General features: G+C 58.0%; 16 protein-coding genes. 7 read left to right on the forward strand and 9 right to left on the reverse strand.

Annotation, left to right across the window (positions count from 1 at the left end; translation table 11 throughout):
* Positions 1-666: 666 nt before the first annotated feature.
* The 6 genes from AACH32_RS11825 to AACH32_RS11850 form a co-directional block, all read right to left on the reverse strand.
* Positions 667-1,908 (reverse strand): ABC transporter permease, encoded by a 1,242-nt coding sequence (locus AACH32_RS11825; protein ID WP_338599598.1) that lies wholly within the window; start codon positions 1,906-1,908, stop codon positions 667-669.
* Positions 1,905-2,345: a hypothetical protein gene (locus AACH32_RS11830; protein WP_338599600.1), complete on the reverse strand. Its 441-nt coding sequence runs from the start codon at positions 2,343-2,345 to the stop codon at positions 1,905-1,907. Before AACH32_RS11830 ends, AACH32_RS11825 begins: the two co-directional genes overlap by 4 nt.
* Complete coding sequence (locus AACH32_RS11835; protein ID WP_338599602.1) at positions 2,342-3,007, reverse strand: ABC transporter ATP-binding protein; 666 nt, start codon at positions 3,005-3,007, stop codon at positions 2,342-2,344. The genes AACH32_RS11830 and AACH32_RS11835 overlap by 4 nt, the downstream gene beginning before the upstream one ends.
* Complete coding sequence (locus AACH32_RS11840; protein ID WP_338599604.1) at positions 3,000-4,256, reverse strand: ABC transporter permease; 1,257 nt, start codon at positions 4,254-4,256, stop codon at positions 3,000-3,002. Before AACH32_RS11840 ends, AACH32_RS11835 begins: the two co-directional genes overlap by 8 nt.
* A gap of 180 nt (positions 4,257-4,436) precedes the next feature.
* Positions 4,437-4,883, reverse strand: a complete 447-nt coding sequence (locus AACH32_RS11845) for a hypothetical protein (RefSeq protein WP_338599607.1) — start codon at positions 4,881-4,883, stop codon at positions 4,437-4,439.
* Positions 4,884-5,171: 288 nt separating this feature from the next.
* Positions 5,172-5,519 carry a terminase small subunit gene (locus AACH32_RS11850; protein WP_338599609.1) on the reverse strand — a complete coding sequence of 116 codons (348 nt, stop codon included), beginning with the start codon at positions 5,517-5,519 and terminating at the stop codon, positions 5,172-5,174.
* A 380-nt stretch (positions 5,520-5,899) separates the two neighbouring features.
* On the opposite strand from AACH32_RS11850, the gene istA (AACH32_RS11855) reads away from it, so the two are divergent.
* A complete protein-coding gene (gene istA / locus AACH32_RS11855) occupies positions 5,900-7,399 on the forward strand; it encodes an IS21 family transposase (RefSeq protein WP_338599205.1) in 1,500 nt (499 codons plus the stop codon).
* Complete coding sequence (gene istB, locus AACH32_RS11860) at positions 7,396-8,172, forward strand: IS21-like element helper ATPase IstB (protein ID WP_338598784.1); 777 nt, start codon at positions 7,396-7,398, stop codon at positions 8,170-8,172. Before istA (AACH32_RS11855) ends, istB (AACH32_RS11860) begins: the two co-directional genes overlap by 4 nt.
* A 251-nt stretch (positions 8,173-8,423) precedes the next feature.
* Here istB (AACH32_RS11860) and AACH32_RS11865 read toward each other — a convergent pair whose 3' ends face one another.
* From AACH32_RS11865 to AACH32_RS11875, 3 genes are all read right to left on the reverse strand, one after another.
* Positions 8,424-10,292: a YcaO-like family protein gene (locus AACH32_RS11865; protein WP_338599612.1), complete on the reverse strand. Its 1,869-nt coding sequence runs from the start codon at positions 10,290-10,292 to the stop codon at positions 8,424-8,426.
* A 238-nt stretch (positions 10,293-10,530) separates the two neighbouring features.
* Positions 10,531-10,779, reverse strand: coding sequence for a nitrile hydratase subunit alpha (locus AACH32_RS11870; protein WP_338599614.1), 249 nt, complete (start codon positions 10,777-10,779; stop codon positions 10,531-10,533).
* A 58-nt stretch (positions 10,780-10,837) separates the two neighbouring features.
* On the reverse strand, positions 10,838-12,490 hold the full coding sequence (locus AACH32_RS11875; protein WP_338599616.1) for a metalloprotease: 1,653 nt from the start codon (positions 12,488-12,490) through the stop codon (positions 10,838-10,840).
* Positions 12,491-12,890: 400 nt separating this feature from the next.
* Between AACH32_RS11875 and AACH32_RS11880 the strand changes: the two genes are divergently transcribed.
* From AACH32_RS11880 to AACH32_RS11900, 5 genes are all read left to right on the forward strand, one after another.
* On the forward strand, positions 12,891-13,925 hold the full coding sequence (locus AACH32_RS11880) for an IS110 family transposase (RefSeq protein ID WP_338606643.1): 1,035 nt from the start codon (positions 12,891-12,893) through the stop codon (positions 13,923-13,925).
* Between the two features lie 1,172 nt (positions 13,926-15,097).
* Positions 15,098-16,606, forward strand: a complete 1,509-nt coding sequence (istA, locus tag AACH32_RS11885) for an IS21 family transposase (protein WP_338599618.1) — start codon at positions 15,098-15,100, stop codon at positions 16,604-16,606.
* Positions 16,596-17,324 (forward strand): IS21-like element helper ATPase IstB, encoded by a 729-nt coding sequence (gene istB, locus AACH32_RS11890; protein ID WP_338599621.1) that lies wholly within the window; start codon positions 16,596-16,598, stop codon positions 17,322-17,324. Before istA (AACH32_RS11885) ends, istB (AACH32_RS11890) begins: the two co-directional genes overlap by 11 nt.
* A gap of 222 nt (positions 17,325-17,546) precedes the next feature.
* Positions 17,547-18,974 (forward strand): sensor histidine kinase, encoded by a 1,428-nt coding sequence (locus AACH32_RS11895; RefSeq protein ID WP_338599624.1) that lies wholly within the window; start codon positions 17,547-17,549, stop codon positions 18,972-18,974.
* The gene (locus AACH32_RS11900; protein WP_338599626.1) at positions 18,971-20,317 is read left to right on the forward strand and encodes a sigma-54-dependent transcriptional regulator; all 1,347 of its coding nucleotides are present in this window, start codon (positions 18,971-18,973) and stop codon (positions 20,315-20,317) included. The genes AACH32_RS11895 and AACH32_RS11900 overlap by 4 nt, the downstream gene beginning before the upstream one ends.
* Positions 20,318-20,504: the final 187 nt, after the last annotated feature.

The following is a 20,504-nucleotide window of genomic DNA, read 5'->3' on the forward strand; positions in this document are numbered from 1 at the left end:
ACCCGCTGAAGGCGGAGGAAAGGATGGAACCTGAGGATTCGCGAAAAAGGCAACTAATGGTCAACGAAAAGGGGCTGGCCAACCCGGCCGGCCCCTTGATTTTCTGCACGCCAGGAGAGACTCGAACCCCCGATCGGTGGCTTATAAGTTTCAACACATGAATTATTATTCTTGTAAGTTAGTACGGTTGGGGATGCATATAGGTGCAGATTCACGCACCCGGCAATCTCAATCCGCACCCTATATGCACCCGGCCCAAAGCCGTCGTCTTTTCTGTTTTTGGAAAAATTAAGGGAGGGATTACAAGAAAAAATCTTTGTAGGGCATCCCTACTTCAACTTGTAGCCGACTACATTCATCCGACCACATGTCCGACGTTTTGCAACTGCAGTTGCAATATACCCTGTAACTAGGCATTGACCCCCCATTTTTTACTTGCCCGACTAACGGTTACCGGCCATCCTCACCCTCCCTATCTTGGCTCAAAATCCTAATTTCTAAATCTGGATTGGTTTAAACCAACTTCATTCCCCAACGCTCTGACAACGTACAGGATCAGCCGCAGCCGGCCTAGCCATTTCATCTGTATGCCTGCACGGCGATGCGCGACAGGGACTGGCGGGAAGACCTACCATGGGGAAAAGCCCGTTGATGAAACTAGGTAATTCATGGCTCGCCCAAGGAAGTCAAGACGGTAGCCTCGAACATTTTCCTGCTCACCCACCATGCGGAGAAAGCCGACAACGCCAGGGCAAAGCCAATAGATACCCCGCAAGTCGACCAGGAGAAGACCACCGGGAGCTTGACCGTCATTCCCCCGGCGGCTGGGTTGTGGGAGGCCACCCCGGCGGGCAGAGGATTCAGGTCCCAAGGCAGGCTGTTGCCGATTCCCAATTCGCCAACGCCCCAGGCGCTGAGCCAGCCCACCACCACTCCAAGGACCACCCCGCCCAGGCCAAGCAGCATCGACTCGGTCGCCAGGGCCCACACCACCTCTCGCCTACGCCAGCCAAGGGCCTTCATGATGCCCACTTCGCCGCGTCTCTCAGTCAGGGCGCCCTTTAGCAATCTCAAATAGAGCACCCCGGTGAAGGCCAGGGCCAGGAACCCCATTAAGCTGGCGAACCTCCCCGAAATCAGGCTGAAGCCCTGCATCATTTTGCCGATGCTGTCGGTCGAGGTCATGACCGCGCCGGGCAGGATCCGGCCCAGTTCCTTGGCCGCAGCCTCGGCATCCGCCCCCGCCTTGAGCCGCAGGAAAACCAGGTTGCAGGCCTCGTGGGGCAGACCGGCCAGGGAGCGGGCATCGGCAAGGGAGATGAAGGCATTGCCTACGGCCAAGGCGCCCCCCGCCCGGAGCCGCACGATGCCGCGTATGGTGAAGGAGCGCCCTCCCAGTGGCCATACATCCCCGATCTTCTTGGCGTGTAATTTAGCGAAGTGCTCCTCCAGGAGCAGGTCTCCCTGGTTGCGCAAAGGGTCTCCCCGGACCAACCAATCCAGCACCGTGGCCGCGCCCCGGCGGGGCCCCTCTGGGTCGAACCCCAAGGCCACCACAAATCCGGAAGGAGAACGATCCCACAGCAGCAGGGCGGGGCTGAGCGAACCCACGCTGCGGAGATTTCTGACCCGCTCCACCTGAGCGGGGCTCAGGACGGAGTTTCCGGGCGGCAGGCTTATGCCCGGAGCCGCACCCGCCTTTCGGGGTGGCCCGGGCTTCTGCACGATAGCATCGCTTTTAAGTTCCGCCAGGGGTTGGCGCACCAGGCTGGCATAACCCTGGGAAAGGGAGATCATGGCCACGTACATGGCGATGCCCAGAGCCAGGCCGGCCGCCGCCCCCAAGGAGCGCCCCGGCCTGGCGACGATATCCCGCCAGGCCAGGGGAATAGTGATGGAGAGGTTCATGGTTTTCCTGCCTTGGCGCCCGAAGGGGAGGCCAGGGTGCCCAGCAGGCGGTCCAGGTCCGCGAGGCTCCATTGACCCTGGAACTGGTAGGGCCCGTAGCCGTTGGGGAAGCCCACGAAGGTCACCTTGCGCCCCTGGACCTGCCAGGTGGAGGAATCATTTATAAAGACAAGCAGGGGGATGTGCCCCGCCAGGCCTTTCCGGCGCATGAAATCCTGTCCGGAAGCGGTTTCAAAGTCGTGCCAGGAGGCCGAGGCGGCCAAGGAGTGCCGGGCCAGGATTTCCTTGAGGCTTTTGATAACCGGCTGCATGGGGCCGTGGTTCATGAATAGTACGTCCACCTTGACCACCGGGCGGGCCTGGGCCATTGGAGGCGCGGTCAGGCCCAACACCAGGAACAGGCCCAGCGCCATCCACCAGAGCGTCATCTTTTTCATTGGCTAACCTCCCCATCATGCATGTGCCAGGTTTCATCAGCCCTCGCCGCCAAGCCCCGGTCGTGAGTGACCATGAGCAAGGCCATGGATTGCTCCAGGTTGAGCTCGAATAGCAGGTCCAGGATCTCGCCCCCGGTCTGGGAATCCAGGTTGCCGGTGGGCTCGTCGCAGAAGAGCACCCGAGGCCGGTTGACCAGGGCCCGGGCGATGGCCACCCTCTGCCTTTCCCCGCCGGAGAGCTTGGCGGGTAGATGTTCGCGCCGCGCCGCCAGCCCCACCTGCGACAAAAGCTCCAAGGCCCGAGCCTGACGCTCCCTTTTAGGCACTCCGGTGGGATAGAGGGGAAAGGCCACGTTTTCAAGGGCCGAAAGGGTGGGTATCAAGTAGAAGGCCTGGAAAACGAACCCCACCTTGTGCCGCCGCAATAGGCACAGTTCGTCCTCGCTCAGCGGGCTCAGGGCTTGTCCGTCTAGAAACACCTCTCCCCGACTCGGCCTCTCGAGGCCGGCCAGCAGGGACAGCAGGGTGCTTTTGCCCGATCCGGAGGGGCCGAGCAGGGCCACGGTTCTGCCGGCGGGAAGTTGCAGGCTGGCGTTGCGCACCACTTCAAGGCCGTCGAAGTCTTTCCACAATTGCGTGGCAATCAATATGTCATTAGGCATGACTAAGAGCCTCCGATGGTTTCAGTCTGGCGACGGCGCGTACCGCCATCCAGGCCGCCATGCTTCCCAACAAGAGGGTTGCGGCCAGGGCCAGGAGAAAGTAAACGGGGTCCAAAACCGGTTGCAGGTGAACCTCGCGAAAGAGTTGCGCTCCCCCGCCGGGGAGGAAATGGGGCCGAGGGGAAAGGTCCCAGGGCAGCGGTATGGGGATGGTGATCCATGAGGCCAGCCAGGCTCCGGCCAGGGCGGCCACTATGCCCGCCAGGCCGCCCGCCAGGGTCTGGACCAGGGTCTCGGCGGTGAGCTGGCGCAAAATATCGCCCCTTGTCCAGCCCACGGCCTTCATAATCGCCACTTCCGCCTTGCGCTCGCGCAGGTTGGCGGCGGCGGTGCGCATCACCAGCAAGGCGGTGGCCAGAAGGCTCAAAACCGCCGCCACCAGGCCGAAACGGTCGGTGGCCGCCAGGAGCCCGCCTATGGCCCGTTGAAAGGACTCTGGCCCGGTCACGGTCACCTTTTTGCCCAGAAAGGCCTTGATGCCATGGGAAACTTGGGGAATTTTATCCCGGACCACCGAGATAAATATCAGGTTGACATCGGCCTCGCCCAAGTGATGAACCGCGGTGACTCCCGGCGAGGCGGCGGCCAGGGCCCTGGCTTCGGCCAGGGGCATATAGACTTGGGCGGCGGTCAACTGGCTCAGACGGGAGGAGTCCACCAGGCCGACCACGGTGAACTCCCGGCCATGTAGATCCAACTGGTCGCCGGACTTCAGCTTTAGCTCTCTGGCATAAGCCGTTTCCAGCACCACCTGCCGGCGGTCGCCCGGTTGCAGGAAGCGTCCCTGGGTCAGCACCTTGCCCAGCAAGGAGAAACCCGCGGGGGCGGCGGGATCGAAACCGGCCACGATGCGGAAGGTGTCAGGAGCGAAATCCCAAAACAGCAGGGCCGAGCTCACGGAGATCACCCCCGGCAGACGTTTTACCGACTGCACTTCGCTCCCGCTTATGGGGGCCAACGAGCAGGGCAGCACCGGCCCCTTCATCTCCTGGGGCACATCGCCCGCCCGCTGCAGGGTGAGGCTGGCCCCCACGTCATTCAGCGGGGCGCGGAAGGCGGCCTGAAACGCCCCGCTGAGCAGAGTCAATACCAGGAAAAATCCCACCGCCAGGGCGACCAGGGACACGTTGACCCCGGTTCGCCGCCGGCGAAGCAATAGTTCACGCCATACGTACGCCCATTGAGGCATGCTGCTCTCCAGCGCCGGGCCGCGCCAAATGACGCGGTAAACCCACCGCGGGGTCCCGGCTGTCTTGCGGCCAACGGTCTTACTTGCGTCTATATTCCCCGCGCGACGGGAAGCGTGACGCACTACACCGCGGCCTTATCGTCTTGAAAGATTGGTCGAGCGACTAGGCGGGTTGGCGATCTAAATCAAAAAGGTGTGGGTTCGCAGCCGAATGGGTACCGGATCGACGCGCTCGCCTCGATAGGGCGTGTAACAAGCGGCCGCCGGAGTGGGCTCCAACGAGACGGGCGCCGGCAGTTTGAGGCCGATGGCCGGACCAGGCAGACCCGGCGAGGCAGGCAACAGGAATTTGGGAGATAGAATGGCCGTCGCCATCCGTCCTTTTTCGTGATGCGAGGCGTACCGACCGACCGCGCCCGTCTGCCCATCCTGGAACGAGGCATGGTTGCAGCAGGTGTGAGCCGCGCTCTCCTGGACATGGTTTTGCTGGTGATTAAAGAAATGACAAGCTGAGGGGTGGTTGCGCAGGGGGCAATGGGGGCTGGTCACGTAACATTCGGGCAGGGGGAAAACCACCCACGCCAGCAAGGTCATAATCAAACCCAACTGTTTGACTATCTTTGCCATGGATTATTGTTATAACCACCAGGCAGGTTCGTCAAGTGTAGTCTTACAGCTCCATTTGCCATCAAAATGGTAATGATCCTGGTTATGATTTTAGGCCCATCGCGATCAGGGGTATGGGTTCGGGAGGCAAAGATCCTTTTGGCAAAGGGCCAGACGGTGGGGCAAGCCAAATCAAAGTAGGCTTTGCAGAGATCTTGAGGGCGATCGATCTTCCAGTTAAACATGTGACAAGCAGCTTTAACAGTCAAATAGCGCAGTTTGATTAACCAGTTAATTCTTTTTCAATTTTTATTGTCTATCCTTACCCGCTCGGCCCGCCGTTTCCCGATGAGCTTCAGCACCGATCACGCCCTGGCCAACGTCGTTCATCACCTTGGAGGTGATCAGGGTCACGCCCTCCGGGCCCCAGGTGGCCAGGTCGGTCAAACGGGCGGAGGCCACCGCAGCCAGCTCCTCCACCACCCGGTTAGCCGTGACCTGGGTGCGCTGGGCCCGGGCGTCCCGGCCCGCCTGAACGACTTTCGCAATGTTGGGTTTTGTTAGGTTCTCGGCCCCGATGAACCTGGCCGCCTTCTCGGAGTAGCCCGCTCGGATCGCCGCGTGGGTGTCAAGACATACACCTGATAACCCTCGCACTCAGGACGATCATTCGACTACCCCTAACACCTACCCCTCCCCGGCCGGGATCGTCAATCCTGGAATAGAAATTGGCCCTTGAGTCCCGCAGTTCAGATGCTTTCTGCGGGCTGTCCAGATTAGCTTTTATATCCTCTTATGATTTTGTTAGGCGGGAGTGAATTAAAGGTGTAGCCGATTACCTTCATTTGACGGCGTGTCCATATTTTTGCATTTGCAGGGGCAAGGTGTAAATGGCGGTCCAAAAGCGAGACGATTTTAGTGGCGGTTGAAAACCGTGACACATTGATTCAGTTTTCTTCAGGTGTTTTGGTGCGATGGAGGCCATGGTGGCTTCCAGGCCAGGACTCTCTGGAGGAGCGGAAGGGGTGTACACGGACATGGATCAATGGGCCCGGATCAGACTTGAGTTGCGCGATGGCCAGGCGAGCAAGCGCGAGTTAATGCGTAGAGAGGGCATCCATTGGGATACCCTGCAAAAGATTCAGAATTTTCCCGAGCCTCCCGGATACCGGCTCAGCACCCCCCGAGCCAAGCCCAAGCTTGGCCCCTACCTTGAGTTGATCGCCCGGATCATAAAAGAGGACAAAAAGGTTCCCAAGAAGCAAAGGCACACGGCCACGCGCATATATCACCGCATCAAGGAGGCGGGTTATCAGGGCAAGTACACCCAGGTAAAGGAGGCGGTGCGCGCAATCAAGCGCGTGAGCCAGGAGGTGTACATGCCCCTGGTCCATCGTCCCGGCGAGGCGCAGGTGGACTTTGGCTATGCCCTGGCCAAGGTTTCCGGGGAGCTTCGCAAGATAGCGCTTTTTATCATGGCCTTGCCGTACTCCGATGCCTTTTTCGTGGCGGCCTTCGACAAGGAGTGCAGCGAGAGCTACTGGGAAGGGCATGCCAGGGCGTTCGAGTTTTTCGGTGGGGTGCCCCACCGGATCAGTTACGACAATAGCAAGGTCCTGGTTTCCAAGATCATAGGGCCTCATGAGCGCAAGCTGACCGATGGTTTTCTCAAGCTGCAGAGCCATTACCTTTTTCGGGAGCATTTTTGTCGGGTGCGGCGTCCAAACGAGAAGGGCGTGGTGGAAGGGGTGGTCAAGTACGCCCGGCAGAATTTTTTGGTGCCAGTGCCCCAGGTGAAGGACCTGGCCGAGCTCAATGCCATGCTTTTAAGGCAGTGCCGCGACGACATGAAGCGCCGTTTGCGTGGCAAGGGCGGTAGCAAGGCCGAGGTTTTGCAGGAAGACCAGACAGCCTTTGTCCCCCTGCCTCCCTCCCGCTTCGATGCCTGCCGCAAACAGCCTACCCGGGCCAATTCATTGTCCCTGGTCCGCTTCGACGACAATGACTACTCGGTGCCGGTGGCTTGTGCCCACCATGAAATTGTGGCCAAGGGCTATGTGGATCGGGTGGTGCTCTGCCACCATGACGTGGTGGTGGCCCGCCACTCCCGATCCTGGGGCAAGGAAGGGGTGTTTTTCGACTACCGGCATTATCTGCCCTTGCTGGAGCGCAAGCCTGGCTCCCTGGACCACGCCCGCCCCCTGGCTGACCTAGATCTGTCTGAGTGCTTTGAGGTCTTGAGGCGGCGGCTGGTGGCCGGGGAAGACATGCCTGGCCAGGGCACCCGTAAATACATAAAGGTCCTACGTTTGCTGGAGGACCACTCCATGGCCAGACTGAAGCGGGCGGTGGAGCAGGCATTGTACGCGGGAGCCTATGCCCCGGAGGCCATTGTCCACCTGCTGGAGCCGCCATCATCAGGGCCCGCGGCCACCTTCCTGCTGGACGGTCGTGAGCACCTGGGCCGAGTGAGCGTGGCCGGGCCCGATATCACAGTCTATGACTCCCTCCTCGCGCAGGGAGGGGCGCTGTCATGAAGGACCAGGACAAACCCACCGTGCTCTTGGAGTACCACCTCAAAAAGCTGAAGCTGCCCACCATTCTCCGGGAATACGCGGCCATGGCCAAGGTCTGCAGCCAAGACCGCTCCGATTACATGACCTACCTGCTGCGCCTGACCGAGCGGGAGCTTCTGGACCGCGAGAAGCGGGCAGCCGAAAGGCGCATCAAGCAAGCCGCCTTTCCGGTGATCAAGACCATGGACACCTTTGATTTCAAGGCACAGCCCTCCATCAATCAGCAGTTGGTCAGGGAGCTGATGAGGGGCGAGTACATCGCCAAAAAGGAAAACGTGCTCCTGATCGGAAACTCCGGCACCGGCAAGACCCACCTGGCCAGCGCCATGGCCTTTGCGGCCTGCGCCCAGGGAAGCAAGGTGAAATTCTACAGCGCCACCGCCCTGGTCACAGAGCTCATGGAATGCCGCGAGGAAAGACGTCTGCAACGCCTGCAGAAACAGCTCCAGCGCCTACACCTGCTGGTCATCGATGAACTGGGCTATGTGCCCTTCTCCAAGATAGGCGCTCAAATGCTATTCGAGGTGGTGGGTAGGGCATATGAACAACAAAGCCTCATGATCACCACCAATCTCCCTTTCCAGCAATGGACGGAGGTCTTCGGCTCCGAAAGACTCACCGGTGCACTGCTGGACAGACTGACCCATAGGTGCCACATCATCGAGGCCAATGGAGAAAGCTACCGGCTCCGCCAAGCCAAAAGACGATCCCAGGCAAAGCCCAAAACCAACTAAGGCAAGATCATGATTGACAGCATGAACAACAGGACTATATCTCTAAAACAAGTGTCACGGTTTTAGACCGCCAACTGTCCCGCACTTACTCCGCCATTCACACAAGGTTCACCGGAAATGAGCACTGGCTGCCCCCTATCTGCTTGGCCAAATACCGCTACTTGTCCTTCATCAACCTCCATCTCTTGGTTCAAAATCATAACCTAAAACCTGGACCGCTTTATTGGAGGCAGGTCAATCGGGGGCAAGCTTTAAATGTTGCTTAAACCCTTGCGGGGCAGGCATTGAACTCGAGCTTCGGCCAAAATTGTTTGAAGCGACTGCCCGAACTCCTGCTGCGAAATTGGCCGGTAGGCTTTTTGGAGCCTACCTCTTAGCTCCAGGAAACGTTTGGGATAGCAGAACCTGCGGCATGGACAGCCGGCACAGGCAGAAAGGCTTATGCAGCGGGGCAAGGGTATCCCTTTCCATGCCCGTCCCTCGGCCTCTGGTGGGTCGCGAAAGTAAAGACTGGCGTACTCGCCGGCCAGCAGGCGCTTTATTTGCGCTCCAAAGTGGCCTAGGCCATGGGTAGCTTCAAGCAGTTGCGAGATGATGGAGATATCCACCCCTTCCAGCTTAAGGGAGCAATAATCCCCAAGCAGGTCGCATAGCGCTATCACCTTCTCGTCGGCAGATTCCTGCGGGGCTTGACGCAGGAGTTGCAAGGCGTCTTCCCATCGGCCCGTGTGGATAAAAAGAAAGGACATGAAAAGCCGTGGGGGAAACCAAAGGTCGTCCAATGGGGCGTGCATGAGGCTTTTGCTCAGCTGATCCTCGAAGCTTTTGGAGTAAATATCCCCCCGTACAGCGCGAGGGGCCAAGATTTCAGCTATTCTTTCGAGCCCGTCCCTGTTTTCGTCCCTTTCTTCAGACAGACGATAAATCAGGGATAAGAGCTCATTCGTCTCATGAAAATGAAAAAAACAGTCGGCTGTGGTCAACGGCCGCGGGGCGGACATTTCACCAATAATTACATGATGGCTGGGGAAGCCCAGAAAAGAAAAGTCGCGGGCATAGAGCGCGTGACCCATCTCCTTGAGACGGTTGATCAGGAAAGCCAGATAGGCGTGATTGGACTGCCCTGGCGGGGCAAAGGCCTTGCGGAACGGGGCAGGCGGGGCATCTCGCAACAGGTACGGTAGAGTCGCATGGATGTTGTCGAACAACGCCAGGGGTAGATCCCGGCCCTTGCTCCAGCTTGAATAACGGTGGGGCAGCTCGCGACGTCCCTGATAAAGTTCAGTGATACAGCGTTCCAGGGCTATCTCGAATACCGGGTCGCAGCCGTAGTCCAAGCCAAAGCGGTCTCGTTCATGGTCAATGAGAATAACCGCCAGTACGGGAATTTTCCCATCCAGGGTGCAGTCCTTGACGATGATCTCCAGCCCAGCCCTGCGCAGGTCCTCCAGCATGGCCAACATGCCGGGTGAACCTATGGGCAGTTGTTTCAGGGGGATGGTTGGCATGGCCTGGACCCGGGCCTGGACCAGTAGTCGGAGCGGGTAGCGCTCCATCACTTCGCAGATTCCCTGAGTCAAGGCCTCTCCGGCTGTGTTTCCTGCGGCCATCCCTGTGGATGTGCAATTCAATAGCATTAGGCGGTAAGGCAGCAATCGCTCCCTTCCGGCGAAAACGTCCCAATAGGGAAGACAATCCAGGGTATCGCAGGAAAGGGCCGAGGGACTTTCGATCAACTCGGCCATGAGTCCCGGCGTTTCTCGCCACAATTCCGCCACCTGCACCGGCTTGGTGTCGTGGAAAAAATCCGGCCCTGAAAACATCATCCCCAAACGCGTAGTGCGCATGGAGTGCACGCATTGCAGCCGTTCCATGAACTCGCCAAAGGCGCTGGCCAGGGCTAGTTCCGGGGTGACGCCCTTCCCATTGGCCGTGTAAATGGGTAACCCTGGGTCCGCTATCAATAGGGAGTGACACCTGGGCTGGGGATGGTAGCGGGAACACGGCTTCAGGTCTTGGAAGCCAAGATTTTCTAGAATTCCCCTTATTCGCGCAACTGTGCCCTCTGGGGAATAATCCTTATGATGATGAAATTCAGGCTCAGGAAGTACTTGTGCCATCACCTTGTTACTGGCGCAGGTTTTGGTTTTTCCGGCGGACTCGACACTTTGGCGCTTAGGGACGGGTGGCTTCTTTGGCCACGGGAGGATATGCCTTGCGGGATTGCCTCTCTGGGACGCCGCCTCTTGGGCCCTCTCACATCCACTAGGTGTTTAGGTATCAATGTTCAGCCATGCGGGTCGCCACGGCAACCCAGGCCACGCATATAGGGCCGGGTGGATTATTGGGAGCGCGTAGCTACGCACAAAGCCCAAATTTAGTAAACGTGGCCCTTTTCTCCAATTCCTCAGCCGTGAGAGGAGTGTCCTGGTCCAGATAAGGCAGGACAATATGGCGAACCGAGGCGGTGTCTTCCAGGACCTTTAGTTCCACGCCAGCCGGCGGTGCGGCGCCCTTTTCCTCCAACACGGCACGGGGGTCGGCTATGAACCGGGCCTTGAGTTCGGCATCAGCAAAGATATCCGCAAATAGGCTATTCAGGTCCATGGTAATACTCCTAACCGATAGAGGCTTATTTGTTTTGGTCAGGTTTTCCATACGAATGCTAGCACTTTATAAGGATTTCGTGCAATCGCCTCTTGACATAACAGTTGTGACCGGCCTGAAAGATTTTTTGCGCAATAGTGGCCACAAGTAGGACAACACCAAACCAGAACCAATAGCGATGTACCTGGTAAAAGGGGTTATAGGATAGCTTCCAGGCCAGCAGTCCCAACAATCCCAGCCCAAACAGTGGTGAGATAACTCCATATCCAACCAGCGTCATCCGCTGCACTTTGCTCAACGGTTTTTCCCAATGCATTGGGCGCCTGCGCAGCACATTCATGAGATAAGTCTGAGAGTCGCTTTTGAGCCTGGGCAACCCGGTAAAATCGGCGAGGATGTAATATCCGTCCAGTTTCAGCACCGGCAACAGGTTGAACACGGCCAAGAACATGGAGATCATGGCCAAAGCTCCGCAAAAGTGGCCGGCCCCAGTGGCTCCAATTCGGACGAGGGCTAGCTCCATCCAGGCCAATACGCAGGCCATGACCAGGTTGGACATGGGCCCGGCAAAGGAGACCGCCATGCGCCGCCATTTATCCGCAAAACCCCAAGAGGCGCTGGTATCGCAGTAGGCCATAATGCACCCGTAGTAGACCATGAAGCCAAAGCAACCCACCGTGCCCCCATTGCGCTGGCAGGTCAGGGCGTGGGATAGCTCGTGGATCACAACGATCAAACCCAGGCAAAGGTAAAAGGCCAACAGGCCCCAGAAGGAGAGCCAACCCAACACCTTGATGGGATTTTCAAAAACATGATGGTACTCGTCGAGATTAAAATTGAAGATGATTAGAGAAACCACCACGAAGGAGACCCAGAACGGCAACATGGATCGGCCATAGAGCCAGCCTAAGGACCGGCCCAGCCATGCCATGCGTTCGGAACTGTTGCGTATTGGCAGGTCCAGCGTGAGTAGGTGGTTCAGGCGGCGCCACCAAGTACTTTTCGCCTCTTCTCGGAAAAGACGCTGGCCCAGGACGATCATCCCCGCTTTGTACAATTGCTCCACCAAGCCTCCGAGCTGCCTTGGCTGAAACAAACCGAACCGGCTCACGAGTTCTCGGTAAATATCCCGCAAGGAGGTATTGCCGTCCATGGCCTGGACCGCGGCCATGCCCATGGGCGGGAGGCGAAGGATTTGTTCGGCCTTTTCCCGGGAGAGCACTCCCGAGCCGTCCGGAGCCGAAGAAACAACAACCCCTTTGGCCACGCCAGGGCGCAAGTTAAGAAAGTACAGCTCCCCGATCCGCCCTTCGGCCCGGGTGAACTGTGCAAGCCTAAGGAAGACCCGACCGGACTCCTCGTGCCAGAGGACCCTGTCTGCTCCTTGCACGGCCTGGGCGAGGGCGGCCGGTGTTAATTCACCACCGTTTTGAAGCGATATGTGTTTGGGAAATTCAATGGTTACTGCTAAACAAAAATCATAGGGCTCAAAAAGGAAAGAGGCACTTTGTTTATCGAAAGACTTCGTTTCCTCGATTGCGTGGGCCACGGCGAGCACCGCACCCTTGAGATTTTCCTCTAGGGGCCCACCAATACCGCAACAACCAGACCAAAAGCTCAGTACCTTCTCGAGTTTGCCGTAATCAATACGCCCCAGTGGAAATTCAATCTTCCTCTCCCTGGGTTGTGCTTGGAGGTTCGCATTACGCATAACTAAATGCGGCCCCGTTTTGCATGAAGGCGTCAAATTTCGTTCAAGATAGTGAGGTCTTCCCGTTGCACTAATATGCCAAGAGTCCTCAAACTAGCTGATCTGCTCCCGATCAATTTATCATGTTCTAGGGTTAATTCTTGTTCATTTTGATCTCCCCCAAATTCTGCAACAAGGGAAGGGCAGCATGATAGTCCCATCGCAATGAGGTGTAGGGGGCGCGAGGCCACAAATCTGGACCAAGTCATGGCTAGGGGGTGCTTCATATGGGTTGTGCAAGCTAAGCACTCACTTTCTGGACAGGACTTTGGGTAGTGCTAAGATGAGATGAGTGTGGTCATCCCCCCGCTTTGGGACAATGGTCTTGGGTACTTAGAGACCATTAAAGGGAGGGTTGACCATGATTTATGTTGGCATGGACATTCACAAGAAGACCACGACTTTTTGCGCTTTGGATCAGGAGGGCAAAGTCATCCACCGGGGTACGGTTCCCAGCGGTGAAACTGGATGGCTTGATGCAATCCATCGTTGGCCCAAAGACGAAATAGCGGTTGCTCTTGAAACTGGCTCCATGACCTGGTGGGTGGTGGATGTGTTGCGTGAGGCTGGAATTGAGCCCATCGTGGTCGACGCCCGTCAATTCAAAATGATCGCCGACAGTAAGAAGAAGAGCGACCGCCACGATGCCCGGGCCCTTGCCGATGGGCTGCGAGGTGGCTTGGCTGAGCGAATCGCGGTCAATGTGCCTAGAGAAAAAGCACGTCGGGCCCGCTCTTTGATGCAGACTCGGCAGCAAATTCTCAAGCAGCGCAATATGACGGTAAACGCAGTAAAGGCCATGCTGCGTTCGGTTGGGGTGGAGATGAAAAAGGCCCAATGGCCCAAGGATAGCCACTGGGAAAAAGTCCTTGATAATCCGGCGGTGCCCATTTGGATGAAGCCATTCCTGATCACCCAACGCAGCATCTGGGACCACTTGGAGCAGCAAAGGCAGGAGTTTGATGCCTTGGTCCATGAGGAGTTGAGCTGTTGGCCTGAGGCGCAACTGCTTCTGGAGATGCCCGGTTTCGGCCCCATCGTCACCCTGGGCATTCTCAGCGGCATAGATGACATAAAGCGTTTCAGGCGCTCAAATCAGCTGGCCAGTTATGCCGGTCTGATCCCCTCGTCCCGTGACAGCGGAGCGGTGCAACGCCGGGGAGGGATAACCCGCCAGGGACGAAGTCTGATGCGCTATTTCGCGGTGCAGGCCGCCTGGGCGGCCATGCGCAGTAAGAATCTCACGATCCCTTTGCGTAAATGGTCCCGCAGGCTGATTGTGAAGCGGGGAAAGAAGGTGGCTGCAGTTGCCTTGGCCAGAAGACTTCTAGTCCTGGCCCACAAGCTATTGACCACCGGAGAAGTTTATAACTCCAAATACCCAGTCGTGGCCTGAGCAAAAAGGAGATTGTTGGCCTAAAAAAAGCGAACGCGCTATTCGAGGATTGGCGTCGAACCTGAAATACTTGCTTGTGGCCGGGACCACGTTGCTAAGATGAGGGGCGCCAATTCTCGATCCACATCCATGCGCCGGGTCTTAACTGAGCGCGAAGAGAAGCTTGAAAGCGCGATCGCCCTTAAACTGGCTTTGTCCGGAAAAAAGGAAAAGGCCTATTGATAAATTTTGCCCTTGACCAGAATGACCACACTCAGAGAAGAAAGGTTCACAGGCTAATTGGATAGCCCGTTCGATCTTGTAACCCCTCCCTCAATTTTTTTCTAGCCTTGCCCGCTTGGCCCGCCGTTCCTCGATGAGCTTCAGGGCCTCCTCGATGGAGTTGTTGACGTTGCCCTCGACATCGGCAACGATCACGCCGGTATGCTTGGCCAGCAGCTCAGATGTGAGCAGGGTGATGTAGCCAGCTCCTCCACCACCCGGTCAGCCGTGCCCTGGGTGGCCAGGACATGCACCTGGAAGCTGTTGCAGGCAGGGCAGTTCATTCGTTTACCCCTACCCCAACCCCTCGCCGTTCAGGATTGTCGATTCTGTGGGACAAATCGGCCCGCGAGTCCCGAAGAAAAATTCTTCTGGCGGCCTGCCACCGACCCCCTTCCGCCGGGGATTGGTGCCTTTTCTGAATCCATGCAGGCAACAGTCCTCATCGTAGAGCATGTGGCCGTTGCATCGAGCCACGCTGGATGGCGAGCCGGCGCAGCTTAAACAAAATTTATTGATCTCTAGCAGGGCCCTGTTTTTGACCCCGTCCGGCAGCCTGTTAAGGCGGTACACATGGAGTTGACAATCCACGGAGGTGCACTCCCTAACCAGGACGTGACTGCCGCACATACAATAGAGGCACTGTTCTCTGATGGCTTTGCGGGGGGTCATATCAATTCTCCTTTAAGGCAGTGTTAATTAAGTTCCGTGTGGTGTTCGTCGGGCAGCCGCCGAATAACAGCACCTGTCCAGCGTCGCCCATCCAGTGCAGTCACACTCCTGAACCTGAAACCTGATGTGAATCGGCATGCAAAAATGACCCAGTTTTGTTAGTAATCGGCGTCCAAAATTGACCCACCCTCAGCCAGGGGTCACCCTTCGTTGTTTGGCGAAGGGAGGTACCCGAGGAGATGCTGACGGTGGAAACAATCGGCAAGATCAGGCTGAAGCACAGGCAGGGTAAGTCCATCCGGTCCATATCCCGGGAGCTGCGGCTCTCTCGTAATACGGTCCGCAAGGTACTGCGCGGAGACGAGACCGAGTTTAGCTACCAGCGCGGTCACCAGCCCTACCCCAAGCTGGGGGAATACATTAAAGATTTGGAAGGCTTTCTGGCGGAGGACCAGAAGCTTCCCCAGAAGCGGCGGCGCTCGGCCCAGGTGCTTTTTGAGGATCTGGTGGTGCTGGGCTACGAGGGTGGCTACGACAGCGTGCGGCGCTACGTGGGCCGGTGGCGGGATGAGCACAAGAGGCTGGCCGCGCCGGTTTTCATACCACTGAGCTTTGGGCCGGGACAGGCGTTTCAGTTTGATTGGAGCGAGGACCAGGCCGAGTTGGATGGAGTGACGGTAAAGGTCAATTTGGCCCAGATCCGGCTTTGCCACAGCCGTCTGTTTCTGGTCCAGGCCTATCCCCGCCAAAGCCAGGAGATGCTCTTTGACGCCCACCGGCGGGGCTTCGCCTTTTTCGGCGGGGTCTGCTCCCAGGGCATCTACGACAATCCCAAGACCATGGTGAGCAAAATCAAGCGGGGCAAAAAACGAGTGTTTCATCCTCGCTTCATCCAGCTTTGCTCTCACTATCTCTATGAGCCGGTGTTTTGCACCCCCGGCGCGGCCTGGGAGAAAGGTCAGGTGGAAAACCAGGTGGGTCTGGTGCGCCGCCGCTTTTTCACTCCCCGGCCCAAGGCCAAGGATCTTGCCGAGCTTAACCGCTGGCTACGGGACCAATGTGTGGCCTGGGCCATGGGCCGCAGGCACCCCAGCATTCCCGGCAAGACGGTTTGGGAGGTTTTTGAGCAGGAGCGGGAGCACCTGATCAAGGTGGGGCGTCCCTTTGACGGCTACTCAGAGGAAAACACCAGGGTGTCCAGCTACGGCCTGGTGAGCTTTGACCGCAATCGCTACAGCGTGGAGTGCACCCAGGTGGGCAAGACGGTGCAGATCAAAGCCTATGCCGATCACGTCGTCATAGTGAGCCAGGGCCAGGTGGTGGGCCGTCACCAGCGGAACTTTGGCCGGGACAAGATGATCTTCGATCCCTGGCACTATCTGACGGTGCTGGAGAGAAAGCCGGGCGCCCTGCGCAATGGTGCCCCCTTTATGGACTGGGAGCTGCCCCGCCCCCTGGAAAGGGTGAAATCTTATCTGAAAAGGTTTTCCGATTGGGACCGTCAGTTTGTGTCCATTCTGGCCGCGGTGCCCAGTCATGGCCTGGAAGCGGTGGCCGCAGCCTGCCGGGAGGCCTTGGTCCAGAAGGCAGTGAGCCAGGAGATCATCCTAAACATCCTGCATCGGTCCCAGGACCAGGATGACCATCCCCGCCTGGAGCTTCCCGGCCATCTGATCCTCAAGCACGAGCCGGTGGCCGATTGTGGCCGGTACGACCTCCTGCGCCTGGAGGCCCGCCATGACGCGTGAGGATGTGATGCAGGCCATGAAGCGGCTGAGACTCAATGGCATGCAGTCCATCTATCCCGAGCTGCTGCCCGAGGGGATCAAGAACCGCTGGGGACCGGAGAGGATTTTGCTGGAGCTTTTGCAGGCCGAGGAGGCCGAAAGGCGCCTGCGCTCCATCCGCTACCGTCTCTCCCAAGCCAAATTTCCCATGGGCAAGGACCTGGACAGCTTCGATTTTAAAGACTCACCGGTGAATGAAGAGCACATCCGCCACCTTTACCAGGGCAGTTTCGTGAGCGACCGCCGTAATCTGATCTTCATCGGAGGCACCGGTAGCGGCAAGACCCACTTGGCCATCGCCATCGCCCGCCAGGCGGTCAAGGAGTGCTGCAAGGGGCGTTTCTATAACCTGGTGGACCTGGCCAATGACCTGGAGAGGGAAAAGCTGGAAGGCCAGGGCGGGAGGCTGGCCGACAAGCTGGCCCGCATGGACCTGGTGGTGCTGGACGAACTGGGCTATCTGCCCTTTTCCAAGAACGGCGGCCAGCTCATCTTCCACTTGGTGTCCAAGCTCTACGAGCGGACCTCCATCATCATCACCACCAATCTGGCCTTTGGGGAATGGACCCAGGTCTTCCACAGCGCCAAGATGACCACCGCCCTCTTGGATCGCCTGACCCATCACTGCGACATCATCGAAACCGGAAACGAAAGCTGGAGGCTCAAGAGCAGGTCCTGACCAGGGACCACAAACACAAAAGCCCCCAACGGGGGCCAAACTACCACGCAGAGAGGTGGGTCAATTTTCAACGCCTACCCCGGGTCAGTTTTCAATGCCGATTGACACCTGACCCCTCCCCCAAAAGGCAGGACGAGTAAAAACGTCATTTACGGCACGGAGTTTGCTAGTTTGAACCAAGCAGGGTGGCATTTCGTTTCCCTTGGAACTAAGGGAGTTGACGTGAAACACACCATTCGCGGCCGAATAATCGGCATCTTTTTGGTCTGCCTGGTTTTGGGCGTTGGTCTGACCGGATATCACTATTGGCATGTGGTCGATCTAAGGGAAAAATTCGACCTGCTGGAGAACTTCTACAGCCTGCTCAACGATGTACTCGAGGTGCGGCGCTTTGAAAAAAACTACATTATCTTCCGGGACCCAAAAGACCTGGGGGAAGCGGTCCGCTTCCTGGAGCGGACCCGCGTCATGGCCGGCAAGCTGAGCGATGACATGTTGCGGGTGGCGGGTAATGCGGAATACTCCCGCTTTCTGGCCAGCTTGAGCGCCTATGACAAGGTTCTGGCAGACACCATCCGCTTGCAAGGCACTGTAGAGGACCCCTTTGACCTGGTGCTCATCCGCCGTGAAGGGCAACAGATGGTGCAGTTCGCCCAAAAGCTGCTGCGCTACAAGCGGCAGCGCATCCACCAAGCCCTGCAACACACCATGGTAATTCCCGCCGCCTTTTTGGGAATATTCACTTTGGTGTTGCTGGGGATAGGCTTGTTGGTGACCCGTAATATCTTGCGGCCCTTGGCGCTCATCCAGCGCAACACCGAACGGGTGGCCAAGGGTGATTTCCATCCCATAGACTTCAAACCTCGCCGCCATAACGAAGTGTCCGATCTGGTCAAGGCCTTCAACCGAATGGCTGAAGAAATTGAAACCCGCCAGGAGGAACTGGTGCAGTCGCGCAAGATAGCCGCCATCGGCACCTTCACCTCGGGCATCGCCCACGAGTTGAACAACCCCATCAACAACATTCGCCTCACCGCGGAAACCTTGCTGGACGACGTGGAAAACCTCACTCCCGTCGACACCAGCGAGTTGGGGCTGGACATACTCAACCAAGCCGACCGGGCCAGCGACATCGTAAAAAACTTGTTGGACTTTTCCCGTATGGACCGTCCCCAGTTCAGCAGCTTCACCATAAGGGAAGTGCTGGACAGTACGTACAAATTGGTAAAGAATCAAATTATGGTGGATGGCATTGCCCTGCAAACCCAGGTTCCGGCCGACCTTCCTCCCATCAAGGGCAGCCTGCGCAATTTGCAGCAGGTGTTCTTGAACCTGCTGCTAAACGCGGTGCAAGCCATGCCGGACGGTGGCGCCATCAACGTGGCCGCGACTCTGGAACCCAACGACTTCCTGAGGGTGGACGTGTCCGATACCGGCAAGGGCATCCTGCCCGAGGACCTGGAAAACATCTTCGACCCCTTCTACACCACCAAGGAGGTAGGCCAGGGCACGGGGTTGGGCCTGTCGGTAACCTATGGTTTGGTCAAAAAACATGGCGGCTACATCGAGGTGAAAAGCGAAGCCGGACAGGGCACCACCTTTTCCGTGTATTTGCCGGTGAGCCGCCCCGAGGGAGATTCAGTGCAGTGAAGGCCCGCATAGCCGTTATAGACGACGAGCCCATTGTCTGCCGGCGATTGCAGCGCGCCCTGCTAAAAGAGGGCTATGAGGTCGAGTGCTTTGGGGAGGGAAGCTCTTTCCTCCAGCGCCTGCCAACCCATCCGTTTGATATCGTTTTCACCGACCTGCGCATGCCCGGCATCGACGGGTTGGAGGTGTTGCGCCAGGCCCGAAGCCTCAAGCCGGGCTGTGAAGTGATCGTGTTCACCGGCCACGGGTCCATGGACACCGCCATCCAGGCGATCAAGCAGGGCGCCTATTACTACGTCGCCAAGCCCTTCCAACTACAGGAAATCACCCACCTGGCCGACAGCGCCCTGGAGAAGATCAAGCTCAAGGAGGAGAACCGGCGACTCAAGAAAGAGGTGGAGCGCCAAAGCAGCTTCCAGCGTTTCATCGGGGCCAGCCCGGCCATGCGCGAGCTCTACTCGATGATCCAGAAGGTGGCCCTGGTGGAATGCAACGTGCTCATCGAGGGCGAGAGCGGCACGGGCAAGCAACTGGCGGCGCGGGCCATCCACGACCTGAGCCCCCGCGCGGAACGTCCCTTTGTGGCCTTCAACTGCGGCGGCTTCAGCGAGGACCTGATCGCCAACGAGCTGTTCGGTCATGAACGGGGATCGTACACGGGCGCCTCGGCCACCAAGATCGGCTTGCTGGAGTCCGCCGCCCACGGCACGGTCTTTCTGGACGAGGTCGGCGAAATGCCGCTGTCCATGCAGGTCAAGCTGCTGCACGTCCTGCAGGACAAACGCATCATGCGGGTGGGCGGAACCAAGCCCATCAGTCTGGACATTCGCATAATTTCGGCCACCAACCGCGACATGAAAAACGCCGTGGCCGAAGGCATGGTGCGCGAGGACCTCTTTTATCGCCTCAACGTGGTCACCCTGCGCCTGCCCCGCTTGAGCGAGCGCCGGGAGGACATCCCCCTGCTGGCGGCGCATTTCAGCCAGCGCTACAGCCAGGCCTGCGGCAAGGCCGAGCCCCGCATATCCGCCGAGGCCATGGAACTGCTGATGAGTTACAGCTTTCCCGGCAACGTGCGGGAGTTGGAGAATATTATCGAAAGGGCCGTGGCCCTGTGTGACAACCGGATCGTGCGGGTGGCCGACCTGCCGCCGGACCTGCGCGATTTGGAATTCCGCACCTATGAGGGCGAGGAGTTGCAATCCCTGGAAGAGATCGAGCGCCGCCACATCGCCAAGGTGATCACCAAAACCGGCAACAACAAAGGGCTGGCCTGCGAAATCTTGGGAATGCCCCGCACCACCCTCTGGCGCAAGCTGAAAAAGTTCGGCCTGGAAGATTGAGCGCTTGTTCTTTTCAAAATGAAACAAACACCCCAGCCCTCCTAGATGATTAATCTGAATATAAACCAGTAGTTTTCTCCGATACACCCCGCCGGTTTCATTTTGGAACGCGGTCAGGCCCCCTCCCCTGATATCTCACAAAATATACCATAAAAACAATATGTTGCGCTTTGGTCTGCTTCTTGCT

The sequence above is a fragment of the Desulfoferula mesophila genome, from assembly GCF_037076455.1.
GTDB lineage: Bacteria > Desulfobacterota > Desulfarculia > Desulfarculales > Desulfarculaceae > Desulfoferula > Desulfoferula mesophila.